Source organism: Nostoc sp. PA-18-2419 (assembly GCF_005869855.1).
Classification (GTDB): domain Bacteria; phylum Cyanobacteriota; class Cyanobacteriia; order Cyanobacteriales; family Nostocaceae; genus Nostoc.
The window spans coordinates 313,590-338,061 of the sequence record NZ_SZNH01000003.1; the positions used below are offsets into that span (position 1 = coordinate 313,590).

The 24,472-nt window shown below is 40.7% G+C and carries 23 protein-coding genes; 12 read left to right on the plus strand and 11 right to left on the minus strand.

The features are described 5' to 3' along the window. Positions 1-395: 395 nt before the first annotated feature. On the minus strand, positions 396-3,098 hold the full coding sequence (locus tag FCR06_RS05085) for a TIGR03960 family B12-binding radical SAM protein (protein WP_138497749.1): 2,703 nt from the start codon (positions 3,096-3,098) through the stop codon (positions 396-398). Positions 3,099-3,257: 159 nt separating this feature from the next. Next, positions 3,258-3,587: an STAS domain-containing protein gene (locus FCR06_RS05095; protein WP_138497750.1), complete on the minus strand. Its 330-nt coding sequence runs from the start codon at positions 3,585-3,587 to the stop codon at positions 3,258-3,260. A 469-nt stretch (positions 3,588-4,056) separates the two neighbouring features. Here FCR06_RS05095 and FCR06_RS05100 point away from each other — a divergent pair, with 469 nt between their 5' ends. Beyond that, positions 4,057-4,257, plus strand: a complete 201-nt coding sequence (locus tag FCR06_RS05100) for a hypothetical protein (protein ID WP_138497751.1) — start codon at positions 4,057-4,059, stop codon at positions 4,255-4,257. Positions 4,258-4,937: 680 nt separating this feature from the next. On the opposite strand, the gene FCR06_RS05105 is transcribed toward FCR06_RS05100, so the two are convergent. Next, on the minus strand, positions 4,938-5,303 hold the full coding sequence (locus FCR06_RS05105; RefSeq protein ID WP_189523330.1) for a hypothetical protein: 366 nt from the start codon (positions 5,301-5,303) through the stop codon (positions 4,938-4,940). A gap of 298 nt (positions 5,304-5,601) precedes the next feature. Between FCR06_RS05105 and clpS the strand changes: the two genes are divergently transcribed. The 3 genes from clpS to FCR06_RS05120 all read left to right on the plus strand — a co-directional run bounded on the left by clpS (position 5,602) and on the right by FCR06_RS05120 (position 7,853). Next, complete coding sequence (gene clpS / locus FCR06_RS05110) at positions 5,602-5,883, plus strand: ATP-dependent Clp protease adapter ClpS (RefSeq protein ID WP_138497753.1); 282 nt, start codon at positions 5,602-5,604, stop codon at positions 5,881-5,883. 144 nt (positions 5,884-6,027) lie between these two features. Further along, the gene (locus FCR06_RS05115) at positions 6,028-6,858 is read left to right on the plus strand and encodes a CPBP family intramembrane glutamic endopeptidase (protein ID WP_138497754.1); all 831 of its coding nucleotides are present in this window, start codon (positions 6,028-6,030) and stop codon (positions 6,856-6,858) included. Positions 6,859-7,109: 251 nt separating this feature from the next. After that, positions 7,110-7,853, plus strand: a complete 744-nt coding sequence (locus FCR06_RS05120; protein ID WP_223280038.1) for a S1 RNA-binding domain-containing protein — start codon at positions 7,110-7,112, stop codon at positions 7,851-7,853. 2 nt (positions 7,854-7,855) lie between these two features. On the opposite strand, the gene FCR06_RS05125 is transcribed toward FCR06_RS05120, so the two are convergent. From FCR06_RS05125 to FCR06_RS05135, 3 genes are all read right to left on the minus strand, one after another. Next, on the minus strand, positions 7,856-8,503 hold the full coding sequence (locus tag FCR06_RS05125; protein WP_138497755.1) for a pentapeptide repeat-containing protein: 648 nt from the start codon (positions 8,501-8,503) through the stop codon (positions 7,856-7,858). Next, the gene (locus FCR06_RS05130; RefSeq protein ID WP_138497756.1) at positions 8,500-9,909 is read right to left on the minus strand and encodes a DICT sensory domain-containing protein; all 1,410 of its coding nucleotides are present in this window, start codon (positions 9,907-9,909) and stop codon (positions 8,500-8,502) included. The genes FCR06_RS05125 and FCR06_RS05130 overlap by 4 nt, the downstream gene beginning before the upstream one ends. A 193-nt stretch (positions 9,910-10,102) precedes the next feature. Next, positions 10,103-11,695 (minus strand): photosystem II high light acclimation radical SAM protein, encoded by a 1,593-nt coding sequence (locus FCR06_RS05135; protein ID WP_138497757.1) that lies wholly within the window; start codon positions 11,693-11,695, stop codon positions 10,103-10,105. 581 nt (positions 11,696-12,276) lie between these two features. Between FCR06_RS05135 and FCR06_RS05140 the strand changes: the two genes are divergently transcribed. The 4 genes from FCR06_RS05140 (at position 12,277) to FCR06_RS05155 (ending at position 14,803) form a co-directional block, all read left to right on the plus strand. Further along, on the plus strand, positions 12,277-12,672 hold the full coding sequence (locus FCR06_RS05140) for a DUF1830 domain-containing protein (RefSeq protein ID WP_138497758.1): 396 nt from the start codon (positions 12,277-12,279) through the stop codon (positions 12,670-12,672). 146 nt (positions 12,673-12,818) lie between these two features. Next, positions 12,819-13,280: a DUF4079 domain-containing protein gene (locus FCR06_RS05145; RefSeq protein ID WP_138497759.1), complete on the plus strand. Its 462-nt coding sequence runs from the start codon at positions 12,819-12,821 to the stop codon at positions 13,278-13,280. Positions 13,281-13,334: 54 nt separating this feature from the next. After that, positions 13,335-13,901, plus strand: a complete 567-nt coding sequence (locus FCR06_RS05150) for a hypothetical protein (RefSeq protein WP_138497760.1) — start codon at positions 13,335-13,337, stop codon at positions 13,899-13,901. Between the two features lie 122 nt (positions 13,902-14,023). After that, positions 14,024-14,803 (plus strand): ABC transporter ATP-binding protein, encoded by a 780-nt coding sequence (locus FCR06_RS05155; protein WP_138497864.1) that lies wholly within the window; start codon positions 14,024-14,026, stop codon positions 14,801-14,803. 254 nt (positions 14,804-15,057) lie between these two features. On the opposite strand, the gene FCR06_RS05160 is transcribed toward FCR06_RS05155, so the two are convergent. Continuing rightward, the gene (locus FCR06_RS05160) at positions 15,058-15,828 is read right to left on the minus strand and encodes a response regulator transcription factor (RefSeq protein ID WP_138497761.1); all 771 of its coding nucleotides are present in this window, start codon (positions 15,826-15,828) and stop codon (positions 15,058-15,060) included. Positions 15,829-16,418: 590 nt separating this feature from the next. Between FCR06_RS05160 and FCR06_RS05165 the strand changes: the two genes are divergently transcribed. Then, a complete protein-coding gene (locus tag FCR06_RS05165) occupies positions 16,419-16,667 on the plus strand; it encodes a DUF6761 family protein (RefSeq protein ID WP_138497762.1) in 249 nt (82 codons plus the stop codon). 220 nt (positions 16,668-16,887) lie between these two features. Here the strand turns inward: FCR06_RS05165 and FCR06_RS05170 are convergent, their stop codons facing one another. From FCR06_RS05170 to FCR06_RS05185, 4 genes are all read right to left on the minus strand, one after another. Continuing rightward, entirely contained in the window at positions 16,888-17,391 is a 504-nt protein-coding gene (locus tag FCR06_RS05170; protein ID WP_138497763.1) for a molybdenum cofactor biosynthesis protein B, read from the minus strand. Positions 17,392-17,527: 136 nt separating this feature from the next. Beyond that, complete coding sequence (psb28, locus tag FCR06_RS05175) at positions 17,528-17,869, minus strand: photosystem II reaction center protein Psb28 (protein WP_138497764.1); 342 nt, start codon at positions 17,867-17,869, stop codon at positions 17,528-17,530. A 107-nt stretch (positions 17,870-17,976) separates the two neighbouring features. Next, complete coding sequence (gene dtd / locus FCR06_RS05180; RefSeq protein ID WP_138497765.1) at positions 17,977-18,453, minus strand: D-aminoacyl-tRNA deacylase; 477 nt, start codon at positions 18,451-18,453, stop codon at positions 17,977-17,979. 150 nt (positions 18,454-18,603) lie between these two features. Further along, a complete protein-coding gene (locus tag FCR06_RS05185; RefSeq protein ID WP_138497766.1) occupies positions 18,604-19,713 on the minus strand; it encodes a CobW family GTP-binding protein in 1,110 nt (369 codons plus the stop codon). A 136-nt stretch (positions 19,714-19,849) separates the two neighbouring features. Between FCR06_RS05185 and cysS the strand changes: the two genes are divergently transcribed. From cysS to FCR06_RS05200, 3 genes are all read left to right on the plus strand, one after another. Further along, a complete protein-coding gene (gene cysS, locus FCR06_RS05190) occupies positions 19,850-21,322 on the plus strand; it encodes a cysteine--tRNA ligase (RefSeq protein WP_138497767.1) in 1,473 nt (490 codons plus the stop codon). Positions 21,323-21,394: 72 nt separating this feature from the next. Beyond that, positions 21,395-22,834 carry a TldD/PmbA family protein gene (locus tag FCR06_RS05195; protein ID WP_138497768.1) on the plus strand — a complete coding sequence of 480 codons (1,440 nt, stop codon included), beginning with the start codon at positions 21,395-21,397 and terminating at the stop codon, positions 22,832-22,834. Between the two features lie 87 nt (positions 22,835-22,921). Further along, positions 22,922-24,268, plus strand: coding sequence for a TldD/PmbA family protein (locus tag FCR06_RS05200; RefSeq protein WP_138497769.1), 1,347 nt, complete (start codon positions 22,922-22,924; stop codon positions 24,266-24,268). Positions 24,269-24,472: the final 204 nt, after the last annotated feature.

The following is a 24,472-nucleotide window of genomic DNA, read 5'->3' on the forward strand; positions in this document are numbered from 1 at the left end:
ACGGCAGTTACTTTCTATAGTGAGTTCTCCAAAGGAGTAAAACTCTACAAGAGTAACACATTAGCTCTTGGACACTACTGTGGATTAGACATTCAGCAGTTGTTTAAAAGCATGGAGTTAGAGAACCTAACCGAGCCTGCTGTTCGTTACTGATTCACAAGGTAGCTATAGAGAGAGTGTGTTCTTTAATCTGCCTCAGTTTGTCTGGGATAAAATCCTAGAAGTTGCACTCTAATATCTTTGCTTTCGCCCCCTGAATACGAGGGTAGTGAACCAGCTAATTCAATGCAGCGCCAGAAAATTTCTCTTGACCTCATTCTAACGCAACCTTGCTAAAAATCAATTCCGATGATTTGCAATGTTATGACAACTACTACCAAGTTGTCATACAGGGATTATACTCCTAAAACTAAGCGATTGCGGTGGATGTGTCGAAGTTGAAATTCTACATTAGCTACTGCCTCTAACATAAATATAATTTGTTCGGGACGTAACAGCCAACCATCTTGACGATAGCTACCTAGATAACGAATAACAGATATAGATTCTGCTGTGCCATTGTAGGTTTGTTGCAATTCCATTTCAAACAAGCGATCGCGCAGATTTATTAACTGGCTCTTGCCTGACTTAGTTGTTTGTTCGTACCAGAGTTCGTCTTTGGCTTTAATAGTATCAATCCAGTTTTGCCATTGTTTAGGCAATGCTTCCTCAAGTCCTGCTACAGCGATTGAATATTCTGCGGCTACCAATAGTTGGCTAGCTGCTTTAGCTTTTAAATCAGTCTGCGCCACATGATATATAGGTATGTCTGTAGGCATTTCCCGAATTAGTTGCTCTTTAAAAGTATCAACTGCCACGGGTATTGTTAACTCAAAATCCACAATTTCACCACTGCTAGTAGCTCCTAAAGCCAAAGCAGTCGCTACAGAAATTCGTGGCATTGGATGAAAACCAGCAGTGAAAGCAATTGGCAAGCCTGCTCGCCGCACAACTCGGTCAAACAAACGGATTAAATCCAAATGGCTCACCAAAGCCATTTTTCCTTGCTTACCAAACCACACTCGTATTCGTTGTGTCTTAGCTGTGTTGGGAACAAACTCGCCGGCGAATTTTGGTACAGCAGGTGGTTCAATAACAATATTGTGCCCAAAATCAGTACCACAAACCCCACACTGAGAACAACCTTCAAAAGAACAATCGGGTACAATTGCCGCTTCTAAGGCACGTTCCAAATCTTCTTTGAGCCATTTTTTGTCAATCCCAGTATCAATATGATCCCAAGGTAAGGGAGTATCGAGGGAGTAGGGAGTGCCCACTGCCCAGTCTGGAGTTAGGAATTTTTCCGTGTGCTTCTGTATTTGTGTGCTCTTGGGCGGCTGTGCCTCAAACAAATTCCATTCACCATTTTCGATTTGGCGGTATTTCCAATCTAGACCAGCTTGGCTGATCGCATCTCCCCAAGCACTAAAAGCCCGGTCTAAATTTTCATACCATGAATCCATACCTGCACCCAACTCCCAAGCGCGGCGTACTACTTTGCCCAAAGTACGATCGCCTCGCCCAACAAAATCCTCCATTGCTGAAATTCGCACATCAGTAAAATTTACCTTCACTCCTTTGAGCCGACAAAATTCTTGCCGCAGCAGGTTTTGTTTGCGTCGAAATTCAGTTGTAGAAACTGAGTGCCACTGAAATGGCGTATGGGGTTTAGGGGTAAAGTTAGAAATTGTCAAATTAAAGTTCAGAGGTTTTCTGCCTTTGCCTCGACACTCCCCCTGTAGCCAACTTACTGTTTCGGCAATACCTAAGACATCAGCATCTGTCTCACCAGGCAAGCCAATCATAAAATATAACTTAATTTTATTCCAGCCTTGCTCCCAAGCTGTTTTCACCCCCCGCAACAGTTCTTCATTTGTCAAACCCTTATTTACGATGTCTCGCATCCGCTGAGTTCCAGCCTCTGGAGCAAACGTTAGTCCCCCTTGGCGCGTACCTCCAAGGATATTAGCAATATTTTGATCAAATTTGTCTACCCGTTGACTGGGTAAACTTAAAGAAATGTTTTCATTTTTTAAACGATTTTTAATTTCCATCCCCACTGCTGGTAGGGATAAATAATCAGAACAACTTAGAGACAGTAAAGAAAACTCATTGTAACCAGTTGCCCTCATACCTTGTTCAATTGCTTCTACCACTTTATCTGGTTCTACGTCCCGTGCTGGTCGAGTCAACATTCCTGGTTGACAGAAGCGACAGCCACGAGTGCAACCACGCCGAATTTCAATGGTCAAACGGTCGTGTACTGTTTCTACGTAGGGAACTAGCCCAATGGAATATGCTGGAATTGGAGTTGCAACTCTTCGCACAATACGTTTTGGCACCCCTGGCCGCGTCGGATAAACCGAGCCATCATCTGCCATGTCGTAAAACTGGGGGACATATACACCTGGTATTTGTGCCAAGTCTAGTAATAAATCTTCCCGACTCAAAAGAGCTTGTTTGCCTTCTTCCAATACCAGACCAATTTCTGGCAGTAATTCTTCTCCATCTCCAAGGGCGAAAAAGTCGAAGAAGTCAGCGTAAGGCTCAGGATTTGATGTTGCTGTCTGTCCCCCTGCGAAAATCAGAGGATATGAGGGCTGGGTATTGCTCAATTCTCCTGTGTCTTGATACCCCGCTGCGGTGGTTCCTTGCCTCTCTCGCCATGTCAGGGGAATTCCGGCTAAATCTAACATTTCTAGGATATTAGTTGCACCTAATTCGTAACTGAGGCTAAAACCTAAAATATCAAATTCTGTGAGCGATCGCTTCGACTCTACCGCAAACAACGGTGTATTCGTTTGGCGTAGTTTCGTACAGAGATCTTGTCCTGGTAAATAGGCGCGATCGCACAATTGACGAGGTTTGGCATTCAAAATGTTATACAGAATGATGTGCCCTAAATTGGATGCACCGACTTCATATACTTCTGGGTAAGTTAAAACCCAGCGTATTGTTGTTGTATCCCAAGGTTTGTGTATTGCTAAGCGCTCGTTACCTAAGTAACGCGCTGGTTTTAAAATATCCGGTGTTATTAATTTTTCAACTGCAACAGCCACTATGATATCTTCGAGCTACTTTGCTTACAGTTATTCGACCATAACTTTAACATTCAATTTACTCTGATAACAAAGTTTTTCATTACAATTTATAACTTTTTTACATATAGTCCGTTCCTCACCGAACTTTGCTGATTATTACATCGCTTATATATAAATTTATGTTGCAGACGATTCGGCTCCACTTGCCAAAATTTGAAAAACCCTATCGAGTTGCGTCAGTTCAAAAATAATTTGAATTGAGGGAGCGATATTGCAAAGTTGGAAACTTCTTTCTAAACTAACAGCCAGCTTGTGTGCTGATAAGAGTGCCATCAAAGCTGTGCTGTCTAAGGATTCTACTGCTGCTAGATCTACTACCAATATGGAAATATCATTTTTTGTTACCCCAGTAGTGAGATCTCGTTCAAATTCCAACGCGTTTGCAGCATTCAAACAGCCTTGGGGTCGAATAACTGCAATTTTTGGATACTGAAGCACTGCTTGCATAGTTACATCCTATGAGAATTATTGAAGCGTCAAAGTAAGAATTATTTGAACATAAACTTTTTTGTGTTGCATCGACCATATGTCTTAGGTTTCTTTGCTGAATCTTTATTGCTTTAGGATGTCAGTTTAAAGATTGTCATAATTCAAGTTTAAAATGTGTTTACATATACTTTTTTTTTATCTCAGTTCAAAAACAATCAACATAGACAGCGTTAGAGCAGAAAAATTATCCGTAACTTTCCTGAGGAAACTTGACTAGTCTATAACTTAAGCTAATTTAGCCAAGTCTTAACAGTAAGTTAAGTCTCACACCTTACTGTTACTGATGATATAGAGCGAACTCGCAGCAAATTATTTATCTAACTAATTTAAATTGTGATCTATATCACTAATTAAGTAGTATTTGATCGCTTTTTATACTTAGCTTTATCTGGAATAATTGATATCTTATAGAGTTGGATTATTACTTATGAGAACTAGGTACGCTATTCGGAAATTGGTAGAAAAAGCTCTTGATATTAAAAAACTAACTCCTGAGATAGAAAATGAAATCAATTCAGAACTGACTCAATTAGGTTATATTTCTGACGTTGACTACGAAGCTTTGGAATTATTAATGGCAGAGATGGATGCTGGTCGAATTCAGTTAGTTCCTAGCCTGGGATATTAAGATAATTCATAATTAATTTTTGTCATAAAAATAAAATAGATAACCACAAAACTTGTCTATAAGTTAAAAGTTTTAACTAAAATTTCCATAGTTAATTTTAGTTATTTCGATATAGAGGTTGGGTTGATAATATTGAGTTAATTTTGATCAACAACTTGAGAAGTAAAACTTTGAAAGAGTAAAAAATTACTGTCAAGTATTTTAAGTGCATATGAAGAGACATTTGTGTTAAAAAACAGAGGTATCCTTTAATACACAACGTTATTTGACACTATTAGTTAAAATTTACTTTATAAATAATCTTATCAAGACAGTAGAGGTAAATAAGGTAATATTATTGCTTGTATTTTTTGATAAGATTATTTATTTAAATTTCTGAATGTAGCGTCAACTGTACTAATGATCATCTACATTGTGCATTCAAAATAAATCACCGTACACTTCACTAAACGCCTAGAAAAAATTCCTCCCTACCTGTTTGCTGAAATTATCCATAAACACAATGAACTCTTGGTAAAAGAGTTGATATCATCAATATGGCTATTGGCAATCAAGATAAATCCATTCCTACTAATATTCTTCAGATAATAGATGAAGTGTAATCAAGAAAGCTGGGATTAGGAAAGGTGAGAAAGACAACTATGTCCAATGCTTCATGCCCTATCGCTAGTACCTAATCCCTAATCTCCAATTCCTAATTTTTCTTGATGTGCCTGCCAAAGTTGGTGAATAAACTGATTGAGTTGCTGTTTACCAGCTGAGTCAAGCTCTGTTTTTGGTTGTTTTGCTAAAACTTGGCTCAATAAGGTAATTACTTCTGTGTCTAAAGCTGGTTGAAATAAATCGGCAGGCCAAAGTAAGTCAGATGCATGACGCAAATCGGTAATTAGGGGCGAGTCTTCAATCAAGGTGACCATTAATAAAGGACGCACCCAGCATAACTGGCGGGAGGCTACAAATTGAATGACTTCTGCATATAGATTCCTCTCACCATGCTTTAAAGACACTATTTGTCCCGGTTGAAGAAAATCTAAACTCATGTCCATCATTAAGGCAGTTTAGGCGGTAACAAAGATTGTTTTTAACTTTTTCGATTTAAAAATGAGAATGCGCTACCTTTAAGGAAGCTTCTGTAGAATTAGGGTAGCACTCTTAGGGTAGTGATGTCTTAAGAGATATGGCTCACAACTGCCTACGCAAAGCTGATACGACCAATCCTTAGCAGCAAAGGATTTTCGTGGCGTAGTATCTGGTAAGAAATACTATAGAATAAGTAAATAACTGTTAAGCGATCGCCAGACAGAAGCTTTGTTGTAGTGAATTAACGATTAAAGGCAAAGAGCAGTGTCAGTTGAAACCATTGAAAAGCGTTCTACATCCCGCAAGCTCGCGCCTCAGTACCGCGTTTTGCTCCATAACGATGACTACAACCCTATGGAGTACGTGGTACAGGTACTAATAACCACTGTGCCAAGCCTTACCCAACCTCAGGCTGTTAGCATCATGATGGAAGCCCATACTAACGGGCTAGCTTTAGTCATTACTTGTGCTCAGGAACATGCTGAGTTCTATTGCGAAACATTGAAAAGTCACGGTTTAAGTAGCACAATTGAACCTGATGAGTAGTCAAATAATTACTAATTCGTAATTCGTAATTCGTAATTAAAAAGGGTACAAAGGCAACATTAAATAATAATTCAGCGAGCAACAATTTAGTGGAAAGTTAAAACTGCTACTAATTGTAATTACGAATTATTTGACCTTTTTAGTATGAAAAAAAACCTTGTCCGTTTAGGCGAATGCCCTGCCCCTATCAGGCTGGGCTGTTTTATTGTGACTTTATTGTTGCTATGGTTACCCTTAGCAGCACCAATATACTTACTAGTGCATAATTCAAACTTAGAAAGTATATTGACATTGGTGTTGTTATATATTGTATTTATTTTTCTCCTCAGACTATGGGGTAAGCATGTTTACCAGCAGCCCCAAATTCTTCGGCGTTATGGCTTAAAATTCACACGACAAAACGGTGTGGATTTATTGCATGGCTTGGCTACAGGGATAATTAATATTTTGATACTTTTTGGGATAGAAGGTTTTTTGGGTTGGTTAGTATGGCAACAACCGAAAGTTTTCTTGCTGAAAGTGATTTTAGAGGGTTTAGTTGTCGCTTTAGGCATTGGTTTGGCAGAGGAATTGTTATTCCGAGGCTGGTTGCTAGATGAATTACAACGAGATTACAGTCCGCCTGTGGCGCTGTGGACAGATGCAATTACATTTGCAACATTGCACTTTATAAAACCGTTGGCAGTAATTATTCAGACACTACCGCAATTTCCTGCTTTAGTATTGTTGGGATTAACGCAGGTATGGGGAAAGCGTTGGCGTAGAGGACGCTTAGGTTTTCCAATTGGTTTGCATGGTGGTTTGGTATGGGGTTATTACATTATTAATGTGGGAAAATTAGTGAAATATTCTGGCCAAGTTCCTGATTGGGTAACTGGTATCAATAATAATCCCCTGCAAGGAGTGATGGGGGTGTTGTTAATGAGTGTACTAGCTTTGTGGATACGAGGGCGAACTGAGCGATCGCATGTCTGAGAGGACGAGCATTATTAAATTGTTTATATAATGATGCATACTAATCGCAGTATATTATCAGCTTCACTTTAGCTAACTTTCAAGTTGGCAATATCGTCACTGAAAAAATTGTGAAGCTGGAACCAACAGGTGTTTCAGTTGATTTTGATAAAGATATAGTAGCTTTTGTACCATTAGTAGAGCTGTCATTTGCTGAGATTCAGACCCCAGAATAAGCCCTGCAACTAAATGAAATCCGAGAATTTTTGGTTGTGGGAAATTACGATGGCGAACACGATATTTTTTTCTTGCATTGTTCGCCTGATATCCTGAAAGATAACGGTCGCTGGTACGAAGTCGTATTAAATTTGGCTTCTGAAAAATGTGGTCATCCTATAAATAGAGAAGACCTAATTGTACATACTAAAATTCTTAATCATAGACATGGATTATCAGTAAGGATTTACTGGTTCTTATCTACTCAAGAGCATCCTCCAATAGTTTCTTTTTCAATTCGCAAACTAGAGACCCGAACAGCATGGGAACGGGTACGACAATTGCAAACTGAGGACGTAACAGTATATGGAAAAATCCTTAATAAAACTTCAAGGGGTGCATTAGTGAAAATAGAGGGTTTGCGTGGAGTAATTCTTACTTATGTTGATAAGCATAGGGAGGAATTAGTAGTAGGGGAGGAACTTCCGCTCAAAATTATAGAAGTAAAAGAGGAGTATAATCGCTTAGTACTGCTCCATCGCTCTGTTTCAATCAGACTCAGGCTATTGCAGGTTGGTCAAGTTGTTAGCGGCACTATACGGAGCATCAAAAATTATGGTGTGTTCGTTGATATTGGAGATTTATATGCTTTGTTGCCGAACTCAAAAATGTTCCATCCATCTGTTGACCATCCAAACCAATTTTTCAAAATTAATGACTATTTAAAAGCAATGATCGCTGAACTAGATCGTAAAAATGGTCGAGTTGTTCTAGAAAGTTGTGGAAGTAAAGATTATTAAAATTATTTGTAATCGCTTCGCGTCTCAACCACTGTACCCACCACACACGCTTTATCTAAATTAACACCGCTTAAATTTGCACCTTCTAACTCTGCACACAGCAAATTCGCCCCAGAAAAATTTGCCCCTGCCAGATTTGCCCCACGCAAGTCAGCTTCTTCCAGGTTTGCTTCACTCAATAATGCTCCTTGCAAATCAGCACGACTCAAGTCTGCACCTTTGAGATTTGCCCCAGTCAGGTTTGCACCGCGCAAGTCAGCACCGCGTAAGTCCACACCTTGCAAATTGACATTCATCAAATTCGCACCACTGAGGAAAGCACCTGCCAAAGATACATCGCTGAGTCTGGCTCCCATTAAGTTAGCACCTCGGAGATTACTACCCCGCAAGTCAGCACCAGTTAAATCTGCTTGCATCAGGTTTGCTCCCATCAGGTTCGCCCGCAAGTCAGTTCCTTGGAGGTTCGCCCCCATTAAATTCGCTCCTTCTAAATGCCCACCTTCGAGTTTGGAAGCAGCGAAATTAACACCGACAAGGGTAGCACCAGCGAGATTAATTCGGTTTAAATCTAGTTGGGAAAGTTCCTCGTCTTCTAAATTTGTCCCTGGAAGTTGTTTGAGTTTTCCTAATCTGATAGCTTCGATATTCATTTGGGGTAACTACCAATCTCTTCACTTGTCTTGCTGTGGCTATCCCATTGGGAATCGAGTAGCCAGACGCCGCTGCTGACTTTGGGTGTCATTATGGGTAAGTCGAGTCCCTGTTGTAAACCCATTACTAATAAAGCTAGGGTATCTACAAGTTTAGGGTCAAAGCGAGTAGATTGTTGCTGTCTACATTCATCTAGAGCTTGAGTAAATATTTCTTGGCGACTCTGATTTGAGGATTTTCGCTGATTTACTCGCCATTGAAAGTCTGCCAATAATGCCAAAATTCTTGACTCTAGGGGAATTTCATCTCCAACTAAACCTGCTGGTTCCCCTCTACCATTCCACCACTCGGTTTGGTGAGTAATAATTTGGGCAACTGCTCGCAGTCGTGGCATGGTTCGCAATACCTGCGCCCCTGGTATCAAAGGACAACTGGGGGCATCTTCTTGAGAATGTGTGAGTACTTTATCAGAACTAAGAACACTTTCTGCTTTTTGTAATGGATCTATGCGATGCAACAAAGCCGCTAGGCGCAATCTTTTTATCTGCCATGCTGGAAGATCCAAAAGTTGGGCGATGGTCTCGGCAAGTACTACTACTTCCGCAGCTGCCATTGGATTAGTCGCATCTGCTATATCTAATAGTTGCGCCATCCGTAAAAATGCTTGGATTTCGTTAGAAACCAAGTTGCGATCTAAGGTTTGTTGACCAAGGGCTGTGGGGATAGATAGATTGTATTGCCCAGTCTGGAGATAATCGACTACGCGAGAGACAACAGCACCCAAATTTTCTAATCTAGCAGTTGATGATGCGTAGGCGTAGCCTGTCGTAGACATCGCCTGTTTATCAGCAATGAGTTTATTCGCCAGTTGTGGGTTATATTTGCTGATGTGAGCGATCGCTATTTCTGCTGTCTCTTGCACTAACTGTGGCTCAAATGTCCACAAACCATAGAATTTGCGCTCTAAGTCTGATGTCGGTATTCCACTGCTACCATAATCAGCTGCCGATAGCTCTTGACAAATTACCATTGCTGTGTAGCTTTGCGACAATATAATTAAGTGCCACTCTTGTGCTACTGGATCTGCCGGATCTAATGCTACTAAGTCTACATTAGGTAGAAGGCTTGTCGGATGTTCGGCAAAGCCAGCATCAGGGGCAGCCATAATCGCAATTTCGCGGCTGCGCTGGGCGATGTCTGCATATCGCCCAGCTTCTTGCAGATACCATTTGCCCTGTTGAAAGGCTGTGATCACCAAAGGTTTATCATCATCTGCTAAGATATGGTCTTCTAGGGCATGGCACAGAGATACTAAGGTATTTTTGTAGTACACCCCAAATCGAATTGGCCTGGTGCTGTGGCGATGGGCTGTTTGCAGCTGTTGTAGAATTGAACCTTCTAACATGAGTTTAGGATTTGATGAAAACGAACCGCACAGAGAAGTTTGACCAAGGGCTTAGGCTGAGCAAAACTTTTCCTCAGGAAGATGCTACGCGTAGCTTGTGCCTCACCGAAGGGGTACAGTGGGTACTGAGGACGTTGAACAACAGATGGCAAAAAAATTCCAAATTCTGAATATCCCCACATTGTTGTGTTTTCTAGGATACACCTGCTAGCTGTTTTTCTTTCCTCTCTATTGGTGAAGAAAGTGCTGCTTCTAAGTCGGCACAACCCAGTTTTTCTTCTAAAATATTTATAACTTCGCGACCGAAGTCATTGGGGTTTTGTTGCCAAGCTTGTAAACAGACTTCCCCAAAGAATGAACCAAGGGGTTCGGGATTCCAAAGGAGTTTTTTGGCTGTCCACGGCATTAAACTCATTGGATTATACCCTGGTTTGAGGATACCTTGTTTGAAAGCATATTCTTCTAAATGGGTATGGGGTTGCAGTCCAATAAAGAAGATGGCAGGTTCAACTTTATCAGCACCAAAAATTCGTTCTAGTTCTCGGTGGTAAGCAATGGTTTGGCGAATAGTTTCGGGACGTTCGTCAATCACGTTAAACGAGTAGTTGACTGAAACCAAGTCGTTAAAACCTGCTGCTTTCAAATCACGACAGTTTTGTAAAACGGTTCGGAGGTTGTATCCCATCCGCATTTTCCGCACGAGTTCTTGAGAACCGCTAGTAATCCCAATTTCAAAGTAGTTCATCCCAGTTTTCGCCATCAACTCAGACAATTCTGGTGTCAAATTGTCAGCTCGAATATAAGCTGCCCAATGGATATCTGTCATACCAGAATCGACGATTTTTTGCAACAGTTCTATTGCATCGTCGATAAATTTGCGTGCGGGGATGAATTGGGCGTCGGTAAACCAGAAGTTGCGAATGCCGCGATCGTATAATTGGCGCATCTCAGCAACTACTTCATCTGCTGGATTAATGCGTACTTGTTTACCTTCGACAACTGTATAAACGCAATAGCAACAGTTGTGCGGACAACCACGCTTAGTTTGTACCCCTATATAAAAGTCTTGCTCTTGCAGATAATAATTAAATTCTGGCCATATACTTTCGATATAGTCGTAGTTACAAGCTGTCTTTTCTAAAGGAGTGGGTTGTTCGTGAATTAGCCGTCCTCGTGGTTGAGTTTCTCCCACAACGTAACAGCGTTCATCTCGAAACTCTTTGCCACTTAAAAGTTTTTCCAGCAGAGTTTCCCCTTCACCTACAGAAATAATTGTCTGTTGGGGTAGGCTTTTTCCCAACTGTTCGTAAAATACACTGACTGCACCACCACCTACAACTGTACGGGCATGAGAATTATATTTTTGGGCACGCTTTAAACCACGTTTGATTAAGCCCTGATTACGCCATAGTTCTACGTAGTAAGCGATGAAGATTCGCAAGCCACCTAATGCCCCACGTAGTTTTAATAAAGGATTCTTGGCATAGTAAAATTCAAAAGCATTTTGTAGTGGGTTACCGCCACGTCCGCCGACTGGGGCATAAATTTGAATATCTCGCCAAGAAAACACTAGTAGTGTAGGTTTAAATTCATCGATACACCTATCTAAAGCCGAGGTATAGTCTAAAGGTGGTACTGTTCCCAAATCAAAGATTCGCTGTTGAATGTTGGGAAACTGCTTGTAGATATGATCGCTCAGGTAGACAACCCCAATGGGAAAGATGGGGTTACAAGGAAGGCGAACGTAAAGAATTCGATTTTCCATTATGGGTATTTTGATTGCCATCTTGCCAATATTGAGGGAAAAGCGAGAAAAACTTCAGTTTTCAAAGGTTTTTTGTTTTGGCTACTTTATATCTATCACAATACTGCTTGACATTGAAGCCAACTATTGATATAAACAATTTTTTGTCCCAAATTTTCGGAATCAATAAAATTACTTTGCACGCTAAGTACATCTAATTGTAAAGACGTTTATGAAGAAATTTTTCATATAGCTTTACGATAACATTGAGTTTATTCATTAAGCGACGATCTAAGGGTATTTATTTTCAGATAGATAAAATAGCGATCGCTTGTTTACTAAGGGAAAAGCAAGGGGATCGTCATCAGAGCGATATTCTACTTATTTGTTTTCAAAGAGTTAAAACTTTTATAGCAGAAAAAAATATCTAAAACTTTAGGTATAGTGTATAATTTCAAAAAAGCATAAATAATTATAAAATTTTTATAACCATAAATATTTCTTTAGATAGAAATAACCTACAAATCCCCAGTTGGTATTCGCAGTTACAACAACAAGGGATCAGTCGATGCTAGGCTTGAGTAGTGTAATGTTAAATTGTGGCGTAAAGCTCCTCAGCAGTTATGGCTCAAATTTTAGATCCTCTACCACCTGAGCAATCCGGGAAAATTCTCTGCTGCTACATCAATGCCACCAGCAAAATACAGGTAGCTCGCATCTCTAATATTCCCAATTGGTATTTTGAAAGGGTTGTTTTTCCAGGACAACGCCTAGTGTTTGAAGCTCCACGAAAAGCTAAAATGGAGATTCATACAGGGATGATGGCAAGTGCAATTTTATCCGATAAGATTCCGTGCGATCGCCTGATGATCAATGACCCTAGTAATTATGAGTTTGATACAGACTCATCTTTTGGAAATGACTCTATAGATACCGCAGCAATGGTGCAGCAACTTAAGAAAAAGACCGGAGATAGTATAAAACCTTTACAAGTCGCTGGTTTAGCAGCAGTTGATTAAAAAAAAACAATTTGGCTCATTTTTTGGGTTGCTGAATTCAGCAGCCTTTTTTATTTATTGGTCATTGACCACTAGTGATTATTGATTAATTTTTTTGGCTTATCCTTTATCTCCCTTGTCTGTTACTCTCATCTACAATCATTCTTATGAATCTGCCTTCATTTCTTTGGTTGTGGAAAATGGCCGCCTGGTCAATGGGGTTGTCAGTGCTGGCATACCTGATGTTAGCAGTTACAGGCGTTTTGATGTTTCGGATGAGAACTTCGCAGCAATTTCCTTTTATTTCCCTATTAATGGGTAGAAATACAGGAGTGCGATCGCTCCATAATTTAATGGGAATCAGCATGGTAATTTTAGTGCTACTATTGCTGGCGATCGGTATTGTTGGCACTTTGGGTCATTTTGGTTCTCTGGGACACTCTTCACACTTAGTTTCTGGATTGATAGTAGTAGCGCTGGTTTTACTGTCCGCTTTCAGTGCAGGCCAAATTAGTTCCACAAAACCTTGGGCTAGACCTTTACACATAGGTGTAAACATAATTCTGTTTGTCGGATTTATCTGGGTATCTCTTACTGGTTGGACTGTCGTGCAAAAGTATTTACCTTAAGCCGAGTAGGGCAAAAAGCTGTCCTAGAATAAAGAAAAGTATTGTAATTGAGCCGTGACAGCAAATTCAGTTAATACCTCAGCTTCTGTTTTTCACCTTTCTCCTTTGATTCGGATAACGCTGCTGAGTTTATACATAGCACTTACAATTCCATTACCCTTCTTATCGCAGGTAACAGCCGCACCCATACCCCCAGCATTATTATGGGTAGGAATCAGCACCGGCTTAGTTGCCTTGTACGCGGTGTTAACTGAACAAGTAATAGTAAACGAACAAGGAATTCAGGTTACCTACCCCAGTTGGGTGCCCCGCTTTTTTCGTAAAGGTTGGTTTTTACCTTGGTCAGAAGTAAAAGAGTTAAAACCCCGTACTACCGGTCAAGGAGGACTAGTTTATTATTTTCTCAGTCAGGATGGAAAAGCTTATTTACTACCAATGCGTGTAGCTGGATTTGCCCGTTTGGTGCAAATTGTCCAAACCAAGACAGACATTGACACTACAGATGTTCGTCCTTTAGCACAACCGTGGATGTATGCGATTTTACTAGGATTCACACTGCTATTACTATTGGTTGATGGTTGGGCGGTCGCCACAGCCTTAACTACTAAACAATTAACATAGAATAGGCTATAGGATATGGGGCATTGGGCATTGCTTACTTCTCCCCATCTCCCCACCTCCCCATTACCCCTTATCCCCAGAGGGGGCCGCACCTTCCCCATCTCCCCACCTCTGCACTCACCTTGAATAATGTCACAGCAAAAGCCACACTCAGGCTAGAACAAGTTAATCTGTTTACAAAGCTGAAAACCCAAGCTTTAGGGAATCAGCAAGGATACCCTATATTGCAGGACATTTCCTTTGAGGTATTCCAGGGTGAACGTATTGCCATTGTAGGGGCGATGGGCGCTGGTAAAACTTCTTTACTACGCCTGCTCAACTATCTTATTGAACCTAGTAGCGGCAAAATCTATCTAGAAAATCAAGAGTATCGCCAAATTCCAGTCATCCAGTTACGCCAGATGGTAACGCTTGTATTGCAAGAATCAAAGCTATTAGGGATGACAGTTGGGCAAGCTTTAGCTTATCCTTTGGTTTTACGTGGTTTAGCCAAACAAGCAATTCAGGAACGAGTCAATTACTGGACAGAACAACTGCACATTCCTAATGAATGGTTAGGACGAACAGAGGTGCAACTTTCTGCAGGACAACGACAACTAATAGCGATCGCTCGTGCCTTACTCATTGAGTCTAAAATTCTATTATTAGACGAACCAAGCTCTAGTCTAGATACTGGTACAGCTTTGCATCTGATACAAGTTTTAATTCAGTTGAATCAAACTCATCAAACCACAATTTTGATGGTAAATCACCAAATGGATCAACTTGAAATGTTTTGCACTCGATTGTTGCACTTACAGCAAGGTCATTTATCGGCAAATCAAAGAGTTTCTGAAATCAACTGGGATGAATTACGAGAAACCTTGATTAAAGCACAAGCTCAAGATGATTTTGAATTTTAGATTTTGGATAGGGGCTAGGGACTGGGTACTGGGTACTGGGCATTGAGTACTGGCTATTAGAAAATAAGCTAAAACACATTTAATTTGCAGATTAAAATTTTCTCAATATCTTGTGGGATGGGCAATATGAGCGCCCTGATGATGCAAGTTAAACGCCGATTAGCTTAGTGTTTTTAATCTTATTTCCCAGTCCTCATTACCCCTTATCCCCAGAGGGGGCCCCACCTTCCGCAGTTCCCATTCACCAGTCCCGATTACAATTGACTACTACTTAGTGTTGAACGTTGATTGTTAAATCTCTCTCTAGTTAACTTTGTTTGTGACTGGGGAATATTAGTATTCAAAATTTCCATGTTAAAACGGTATCCTACATTGCGGATAGTTTGAATTAAGCTAGGTTGTCGGGGATCTAGTTCAACCTTTTTCCGCAACGACAAAACATGAGTATCAATGGTACGAGGGTTATCGATAGCATCAGGCCAAGCACGACGCAGCAATTCCGACCTACTCAGAGGTACTCCCCCAGCTTGTGCTAAAACGTACAGTAAACTGAATTCCTGTGGCGTTAAGTCAATAAACTCTCCCTGGAAGCGAACCCGACGTTGAACTAAATCAATTTGTAAAGTTCCGTAATCTAAATAAGCTGGTGCAGCAGGTGTGCGCTTACGGCGAATCAGTGCTTCTATCCGTGCTAAAAACTCTTGCATTCCAAAAGGTTTGCTAAGGTAATCATCTGCACCCGCCTTTAAACCTGCGACAACATCAGCTTCACTATTGCGGGCAGATAGCATTAAGATTAGAGGCTGTTGCTGACGATGCAACCAACGACAAAACTCAATGCCATCACCATCAGCCAGATCTGCATCTAAAACGACCAGTGTTGGTTGATGGCTTAAAAATACTTCCCTTGCTTGATAAATACTGGCAGCTTGATGCACCCGGTGTTCCAGTTGTTGCAAGTGCCAACCTAGCAACGACCTGAGATGGGGATTCCCTTCAATGATTTCTATACATACCGAACCCACGGTGGCAAGACCCCTTAGCGTCGATGACTTTCAAAGTAACAAGCCCATGTCTCCGGTTTTGTAGCCTTTGTTACTTCAATTGCTATTAGCTTTACATTTCCTCATAAAAAAAGTGGCAATATCTTTAATTTGTCCCTTCGCAAAAGGCATTAGAAATATTCTTAAATTTTTGTTAAACTTATAAAAAGTCTTGTCAGACTTATTAAAAGTTCTTTTTAAAAGTTCTTTTAGCTTAATATTGTGTTTTTAGATGATTATATCCAAAAACCATAACCCAACCAGGTAATTCATAGCCAAACAGCTTTTCAGCTTGATTGAAAAGTAATTCGCTAGCTATAAATTAGTGCATACACCCATGAATATAGCACCAATGAAATTGGGCTGTTAATAGGAAAAATTATAAAGATACTCTAGCAGACAAGTAGAATAGGTGTTTTCTGGAATAGGATTAAAGTATGTATGTAGCTACCAAAAGAGCGCTACCCAAAAAATATATGTTTAGTTTTAATCGATCCCCAAAGGAAATTACACTTCACATTTGAACGTGAATCATTTACAATTCTCATTCCAAAGACATTAATACAGCAGTTATGCTCCAAGACACACAAACCATCCGCTATTACCAAAGACTTACCGACGCCTTCGTCGAGTTATGGAATCGCGGTTATCGTATGGATGATATGCGGATGTATTTGGATGGATATTTAGCCGCACTGCGACATAGTAACGCTATAGAACCCTTTCTGATTCATCGTTTAGAAGAGGAAGCTAGCCGCTACTTGTACGATGCATCAAACTTTGCAGTGCCGCAACCACAGCCACTACGCGATTACTACTAATACCACTTACTTGGTTATTAATAGTTTCCATCAATCACGCAGATAATTATAGCATATTATCTGTATTGGTCAATGGGTTGTCGTGGTGTGAGATTTTGGATATGTTGTATTGATAAAATCTATCCCCTCAGTCTTGTATTGGTTTTGTTAATGCAACTGAGGGGATTTTTAATTTTTAAGACAAATTAAATACGTAAAAATTGAATTTAGTCCCTAACCGCTATTTCTGTATCTGACTTACCAGGTGAGCCAGTTCAGGCAAAATCAGTTTTTCCATTGCTAGTTGCACAGCATTACTGGAACCAGGAAGCGAGAAGATTAATTTATTTTGATAAACACCAGCAACCGCACGAGAGGCGATCGCACGCGAACCAATTTGTTGATAACTTAGAAAACGAAATAACTCACCAAATCCCGGTAAAGTTTTCTCTAGAAACTGCTCAATTGCATCATAGGTAGTATCTCTTGGCGCGATACCTGTGCCACCATTGAAAATTAGAGCATCCAAATTTGTGCTTTTTCCCAGATTTTCTATCTGCTGTTGAACCTCTGCTGGTTCATCTTTAATAATTTCATAAGCTCCTACAGTATGGTTGGCAGCAATAAGTAGCTGCTGAATTAGCTGACCACTTTTGTCTGTTTCAGGAGTGCGTGTATCGCTAATAGTAACCACGCCACAAGTTAGGGTCATTCCAGATGAGTCTGGGTGGGGTTGTTGCGTCATGGAAAGATTATTAATTTTTAATAGTGGGGAGTAGGGAGTGGGGACTGGTGACTAGGAAGCGGGGACTGGGGAAGAGTTTTATTAACCTAATCCTCAATCCCTAATACCCAGCACCCAATTTTTTATGTCCTATCTTCTATCCTTCTTTTTTACTCAGTCCAAGACCATTTTCATCTCCATATCGCTGCATGAAGCGCATGAAGCGATCCCATTCTTGGGAAGATTTCATCAAGTAAACTGCTTCTAATGCTTCCGGTCTTCCATTAACAAATTTAGCATTCACTTCGCGAGTGATGATTTCGCCTTCTTCGTCAATCAGGTACATCCCAGTGATGTCATCGGTGCTGCCTTGGTCTAAAATCTTGGGATTTTTAAAAATAAATGTTGCTGTGCCAGTTTCACCACTGCGCCCTCGCGTCAAGCGCACGTCTGGAACTACTTCTTCGTTAACCCCTCTAGCAAACTGGATTTTCGCCATGATAAATGAGTTTAAACTTTTACGATCGTTAGTTTAATATTCTCTCATCATTTAGAACTCTCAGGTCTAGAGGCAACTCTGATTCATCATCCTAGTTGTGTATATACTTAAGTTGCTTCTTTTTCAATGATTAAAGTTACTGGGCCATCATTTTCAATTGTAACTTGCATCATTGCGCCAAATTGACCAGTTTCCACTAACAAACCACTGGCTCTTAACTTGGTAATAAAACGATTATATAAATCTTCTGCTGATTGAGGAGCGGCTGAGCGGTCAAAAGAAGGACGGCGACCTTTGCGACAATCACCGTAAAGAGTGAACTGACTGACTACCAACAACTCACCCCCAATTTCTTGTACAGATTTTTGCCAGCGATGTCTATCAACAAGCCCCTGCGCTGTGCCTATTTCCTCATGAGGAAATAGGCGCAATTCTAAGCACTTACGCACCATCCAATCAAGTTCAGCACCGGTATCAGTATTAGCAATGCCTACGAGTAAGTTGAGTCCCCGCCCAATTTTACCGATGATTTCGCCATTAACAATAACTTGAGATGATTTAACTCGCTGGATGATAACACGCATAAGAATTTAGAAGTTTAGAAGAGAAAATGCGATCGCTCTTCTCTCATTTTCATCAATCAAAATCGATGGTAGAACGAATTAAAAATACATTCCCAGGTCAAACCTGGGAACGAGAACACATTTTTAACTCTTAACTCCTGACTCTAACTTTTATTTACCAAACCCTTTACCACGATTGGTAGAAGGTAAGCAAATACAATTTTCTATCTGAGTAATCAAATTATCACGATCCAAATTTTGACCGATTAGCACTATTTGGTTTTTGGGTTTACCTTGCCAATCATCATCATCCAAGGTGAAGCGTTTGCCACAAAGATGGAAAATATGACGCTTCGGACTTTCATCAAACCACATAATCCCCTTCGCTCGGAAGATATTTGAGGGTAGCTGGTTATCTAAGAAATACTGAAACTTCCTAATAGAAAAAGGTTTATCACTCTGAAAAGATATAGAAGTAAAACCATCATTTTCTAAATGGTCAGAGTGATGGTGATGATGTTCGTGGTCATGGTCATGATGGTCATGACCGCATGTTGAGTGGTCGTGGTCGTGGTCGTGATGGTCGTGATGAGCGTGATGGTCGTGGTCGTCTACCACTGAGTCAAAATATTTATCTGACTCAAACAAACCGACACTGAGAATTAAAGGGAGTGGCACTTGCGATCGCGTAGTGCGGAGAATTCTTGCTCCTTCTTTAACTTCGTTAATTTTTCTCTCTAACTCATTCAAAGTAGCTTCATCAACTAAATCCGTTTTATTCAGCACAATTACATCGCCATAGGCAATTTGGCTGTATGCTGCCTGAGAATTAAACAAATCTAGACTGTAATTCGCCGCATCTACAACGGTGATAATCGAATCCAAGCGAGTTAAATCCCGTAATTCTGTACCTAAAAATGTTAAGGCTACTGGTAGAGGGTCTGCTAATCCAGTTGTTTCTACTACTAAATAATCTAGATTTTCTTGGCGTTCTAAAACTTTGTAAACTGCATCTACTAAATCATTATTAATAGTGCAGCAGATGCAACCATTATTTAGTTCCACCATGTTTTCACCAGTGGAAACGATTAGCTCGTTATCGATGCCAATTTCGCCAAATTCATTCACTAAAACAGCGGTCTTTAAACCCTCTTGGTTGTTGAGGATATGATTAAGTAAAGTCGTTTTACCACTACCAAGGAAACCTGTAATAATTGTTACTGGCATTCCTTGTTTAGGTGCATCCATTGCTTGAGATTCGGAAGTAGCTGCTGATTGCATAGCGCTGTAATCAAAAAATCAAAAATAGTAATGTAGCGCAGATAGTCCAGAAAACACTAGCATAGGGATGCTGGACTGTCATCCCAGTTGCTTATCTTAATTATTGCGTATCTCTCTATTTCAGCATTAGTTGATTATGACCCTAATTCTTTACAATACTCTCACCCGTCGTCAAGAACCGTTTAAAACAGTCGAACCAGGCAAAGTTAAGATGTATTACTGCGGCGTGACGGTATATGATTATTGCCATTTGGGTCATGCCAGAGCTTGCATCGTTTGGGACGTAGTACGCCGATATCTCCAGTTTATCGGCTATGAAGTACGTTATATTCAAAATTTTACTGATATTGATGACAAAATTCTTAATCGAGCCTGTGTGGAGCATTCCTCAATGGAGGCTGTGGCCGATCGCTTTATCAAAGCATATTTTGAGGATATGGCACGGTTGAGAATCAAAGAAGCCGATGAGTATCCCCGTGCTACTCATACAATGAATGGAATTTTGCGGTTAATTCACGATTTAGAAAATAAAGGCTTTGCTTATCCGGCTGACGGTGATGTATATTATGCCGTGCGACAGTTTCCTGAATATGGCAAACTTTCAGGACGCAAGTTAGAAGATATGCAAGCTGGAGCAAGCGATCGCGTCAACGTTGAAGATCCAGAATATCAGAAGAAAAAAGACCCCTTTGATTTTGCGCTGTGGAAAGCAGCAAAACCAGGAGAACCCGCTTGGAAATCACCCTGGGGCGCAGGGCGTCCGGGGTGGCACATTGAATGCTCAGCAATGGTGCGCGATCGCTTGGGTGATACCATAGATATTCATACTGGTGGTGCTGACTTAATTTTTCCCCACCACGAAAACGAAATTGCCCAATCCGAAGCTGTGACAGCAAAACCCCTAGCGCGTTACTGGTTGCATAACGGCATGGTGAAAGTAGATGGTGAAAAAATGTCCAAATCTTTGGGCAACTTCATCACTATCCGAGAATTGCTGGATCGAGGAGTTGACCCGATGGCGGTGCGATTATTCGTACTCACAGCCCAATATCGCACACCAATCGATTTTACTGACGAAGCGATCGCTGCTGCTACCAATGGCTGGCACACCATTAAAGAAGGTTTACTTTTCGGCTATCAATATGGAAAAAAACTGGGCTGGGATTTAGAGATTAGAAATATTTTAATCGCCACTACCGAATTTTCAGTACCTAATCCTTATATTGAACGATTCCAACAACTTGTCAATGATGACTTTAATTTTCCTGGTGGATTAACAGTGTTGTTTGAATTAGCCAAAGAACTCCGCCGTCAGGGAAATATCCTTGTGCATCAAGGAAAAACCGAAACAGCAGCTTTGGAGTTACAAAGCCAATGGCAAACACTCGTCACCTTAGCAGAAGTATTAGGTTTAGAAGCCAAACCAGAAGTAGAAGCTTCGCTAACAGAAGGTTTAAGCGATACGGAAATTGAAGCAAAAATTCAACAAAGACAAGCAGCACGTCAAGCCAAGAATTTTGCCGAAAGCGATCGCATTCGTAACGAACTACTTTCCCAAGGTATTACGCTAATTGATAGCCGCGATGGCACACGTTGGCATCGAAATTAAGAGAGATTAGGGACTAGAGAAAAGTTTTCTCAATGCCCAATCCCCATTACCCATTCTCTATTACCTTTAATTATGTGGTCTGAATTAAAAAAGGCGATCGCTAGTTTCGATATTCCTGCTGATTGGATTGGTATCCGAGCCGTGAAGGAAACTTCTACTAACCGTATAGTCCGTGACGGCTTACCTCAACTCAACGGCAAATCCTTCACTGTAGGAGCCATGCTGGAAGTTTTGGTTAATGGCTGTTTGGGTTATGCAGCTACTAACTCCTTAGAACTGCCATCCTTACAAGCCGCTGCCCAAATAGCCTATAAACAGGCGCTAGCAGCCAGCGAATGGTGGATACATCCCTTCGGTGAAAGCGAGCGTCCGAAAGTCGTTGGTGAATATAAATCTCCATTTATTGAGCCACTGGACGCTTTAAGCCCTGGAGAAATTAACGATTTACTGGTTCGTATTTGCCAAACCTTAAAAGTTGACGACAAGATTGTGCAAACTATAGCCACTGCTAACACGACCGAGAAGGAGTCTTGGTTTGTCAGTAGCAATGGCTCAGAAGTATATCAGAAATTTCTATCCATAGGTACTCATTACGGAGCTACAGCCCAAGATGGGGCAATTGTACAACAGCGCAGCCACAACGGGGCCCAAGCAAACTGTTACCAAGGCGGACTAGAACTTTTAAAACAAGAAAATTTATGGCATCGGGTGCAGCAAATTGGCGAACAAGCGATAGAACTCTTGACAGCGGAAGAATGCCCAACCACCCGTACTAATTTAGCTTTAGCTCCAGACCAAATGATGCTGCAAATCCATGAAAGTGTCGGACATCCCCTAGAAATTGACCGAATTTTGGGAGATGAGCGTAACTATGCTGGAGGGAGCTTTGTCAACAAAAGTGATTTTGGCAAACTAGTATATGGTTCGCCACTGATGAATATTACTTTTGACCCTACCGTACCAGGCGAATTTGCTAGTTATGGCTTTGATGATACCGGTGCTGTAGCAACACGAGAGTATTTAATTAAAGAAGGTGTACTCCAACGGGGTTTGGGTAGCTTGGAGAGTCAAGCTAGAGCAGGTGTACCTGGAGTAGCCTGTGCCCGTGCTTCCTCGTGGAATCGCCCAGCAATTGACCGCATGGCAAACTTGAATTTAGAGCCTCTAAACGCTACTTTTGAAGATATGATTGCTGACTTAGAACATGGCGTTTACATGGAATCTAATCGTTCTTGGTCAATTGACGATCGCCGCTATAAATTTCAATTTGGTTGCGAATACGCCAAATTAATTGAAAACGGAAAATTTACCAAAACCCTCCGCAATCCCAACTATCGCGCCACAACACCAGAGTTTTGGCATAGCTTAATTAAAGTAGGAAATGTTAATAACTGGCAAATGTACGGTACTCCTTACTGTGGCAAAGGAGAACCAAATCAAGCTATTTGGGTAGGACACGGTTCACCTGTTTGTGTTTTTGCTAGCGTCGAAGTTTTTGGTGGAGGAATTTGAAAGAGGGTTGATTGTTAACTGTTGACTGGTGAGTTAAGTGTCCTTTTTTCTCCCTATCTTCCTATTTCCTATTAATATTTAATATTTATGAATAATCAAGAATTATCTCCTTTAGAATTCAGTTTTAATCAATTGATTGAAACTCTGCTGATTAAAAAAGCAGAAAATGAACAATTTACTGTAAAACTCAGTAGCGAAAGCAGTCAATTTACTCGCTTCAATCATGCGAAAGTACGACAAACTGGTTGTGTTGCCGATGGTTGGATTGAACTAACTTTGATGAAAGAGCAACGCAGTAGTTTTCGGCTATTTCCCTTTACTGGAAATTGGAAGACAGACTGGCAGCTAGGGTATGCCGCTTTGCAGGAACTACGTGATGAATTGATTTTAATCCCAGTCGATCCTTATCTAGTTTTACCATCAGGAAATAGTACCAGTCGAGAAATACATTCTGGAAATTTATTGGGGCAAGAAGCAGTAGTATCAACTGTTTTAGAATTAGTTGCCGAACTAGATTTTACTGGAATGTACGCCGGGGGAGTCGTAGTTAAAGCTTACGGGGATTCTAGCGGTCAGAAACACTGGTTTGCTACTGATACTTTTACCTTAGATTATTCTCTATTCATGACATCTGGACAAGCAGTTAAAGGTACATTTGCAGGTAGTGATTGGGATAAAGCTGCATATATAGCCAAAATTAACGAAGCTAAAAAGCAGCTAAAACTACTTTCTCGTCCAGCTAAAGAATTACCACGAGGACAGTACAAAACTTATTTTGCACCCGCTGCTGTAGCAGATTTATTAATGATGCTTTCTTGGGGGTCTCTGAGCGAAGCTGATATCCAACAAGGAAACAGCGCTTTAGCGGCTTTATGGCGTCAAGAAAAACAATTGTCTCCAAAATTCAGTTTGAAAGAAAATTTTCAACGAGGATTAGTACCACGATTTAATGAATTGGGAGAAATGGCAGCATTGGAGTTGAGAGTTATAGAAAAAGGATATTTAGTAAATAGTCTAGTTAATTCTCGTACTGCTAAGGAATACGGAAAAATTGCCAATGGTGCCAATAGTTCAGAGACGTTACGTGCGCCAGAAATAAGTCAGGGAAATTTAGAATTTGAGCAGATTTTGCCGAGTTTAGATACAGGTTTATATGTATCAAATTTGCATTACTTGAATTGGAGCGATCGCCAAACTGGTAGAGTCACAGGTATGACCCGTTATGCTTGTTTTTGGGTAGAAAATGGAGAAATTATCGCTCCCATTGAAAACTTGCGTTTTGACGAAAGTCTCTATCGCTTTTGGGGAGAAAATCTGATAGATTTAACTACTTTTCAAGAATTTATTCCGGAAGTCGGAACTTATGAAAGTCGTCAACTAGGAGGTAGTTTAGTTCCTGGGATGTTGGTCGAAGATTTCACTTATACTCTGTAAAAGGGAGTGGGTAGATGCAAAGACAAGGGGATAAGGAGAGAAGTCACTAGCCCCGATTTCCGGCTAACGTAGCTTGCTTCCCCGAAGGGGTATGACTAACAGAACTTCGAGGGGCAAGGAGAATAATTCTTAACTTCTAACTTAGTATTCCCAAGTCCCCAGTCCCAAGTCCCTCTCAACCTTGCCAAAACCTAAACTTGGCAT

Coding starts and splice junctions, on each gene's coding strand:
- FCR06_RS05105 (WP_189523330.1), bottom strand. CDS start 5,303: ATGGACATGAGTTTAGATTTTCTTCAACCGGGACAAATAGTGTCTTTA.
- FCR06_RS05095 (WP_138497750.1), bottom strand. CDS start 3,587: ATGCAAGCAGTGCTTCAGTATCCAAAAATTGCAGTTATTCGACCCCAA.
- FCR06_RS05170 (WP_138497763.1), bottom strand. CDS start 17,391: ATGACGCAACAACCCCACCCAGACTCATCTGGAATGACCCTAACTTGT.
- cysS (WP_138497767.1), top strand. CDS start 19,850: ATGACCCTAATTCTTTACAATACTCTCACCCGTCGTCAAGAACCGTTT.
- FCR06_RS05145 (WP_138497759.1), top strand. CDS start 12,819: ATGAATCTGCCTTCATTTCTTTGGTTGTGGAAAATGGCCGCCTGGTCA.
- FCR06_RS05115 (WP_138497754.1), top strand. CDS start 6,028: ATGAAAAAAAACCTTGTCCGTTTAGGCGAATGCCCTGCCCCTATCAGG.
- FCR06_RS05165 (WP_138497762.1), top strand. CDS start 16,419: ATGCTCCAAGACACACAAACCATCCGCTATTACCAAAGACTTACCGAC.
- dtd (WP_138497765.1), bottom strand. CDS start 18,453: ATGCGTGTTATCATCCAGCGAGTTAAATCATCTCAAGTTATTGTTAAT.
- FCR06_RS05100 (WP_138497751.1), top strand. CDS start 4,057: ATGAGAACTAGGTACGCTATTCGGAAATTGGTAGAAAAAGCTCTTGAT.
- FCR06_RS05125 (WP_138497755.1), bottom strand. CDS start 8,503: ATGAATATCGAAGCTATCAGATTAGGAAAACTCAAACAACTTCCAGGG.
- FCR06_RS05130 (WP_138497756.1), bottom strand. CDS start 9,909: ATGTTAGAAGGTTCAATTCTACAACAGCTGCAAACAGCCCATCGCCAC.
- psb28 (WP_138497764.1), bottom strand. CDS start 17,869: ATGGCGAAAATCCAGTTTGCTAGAGGGGTTAACGAAGAAGTAGTTCCA.
- FCR06_RS05135 (WP_138497757.1), bottom strand. CDS start 11,695: ATGGCAATCAAAATACCCATAATGGAAAATCGAATTCTTTACGTTCGC.
- FCR06_RS05195 (WP_138497768.1), top strand. CDS start 21,395: ATGTGGTCTGAATTAAAAAAGGCGATCGCTAGTTTCGATATTCCTGCT.
- FCR06_RS05140 (WP_138497758.1), top strand. CDS start 12,277: ATGGCTCAAATTTTAGATCCTCTACCACCTGAGCAATCCGGGAAAATT.
- FCR06_RS05185 (WP_138497766.1), bottom strand. CDS start 19,713: ATGCAATCAGCAGCTACTTCCGAATCTCAAGCAATGGATGCACCTAAA.
- FCR06_RS05200 (WP_138497769.1), top strand. CDS start 22,922: ATGAATAATCAAGAATTATCTCCTTTAGAATTCAGTTTTAATCAATTG.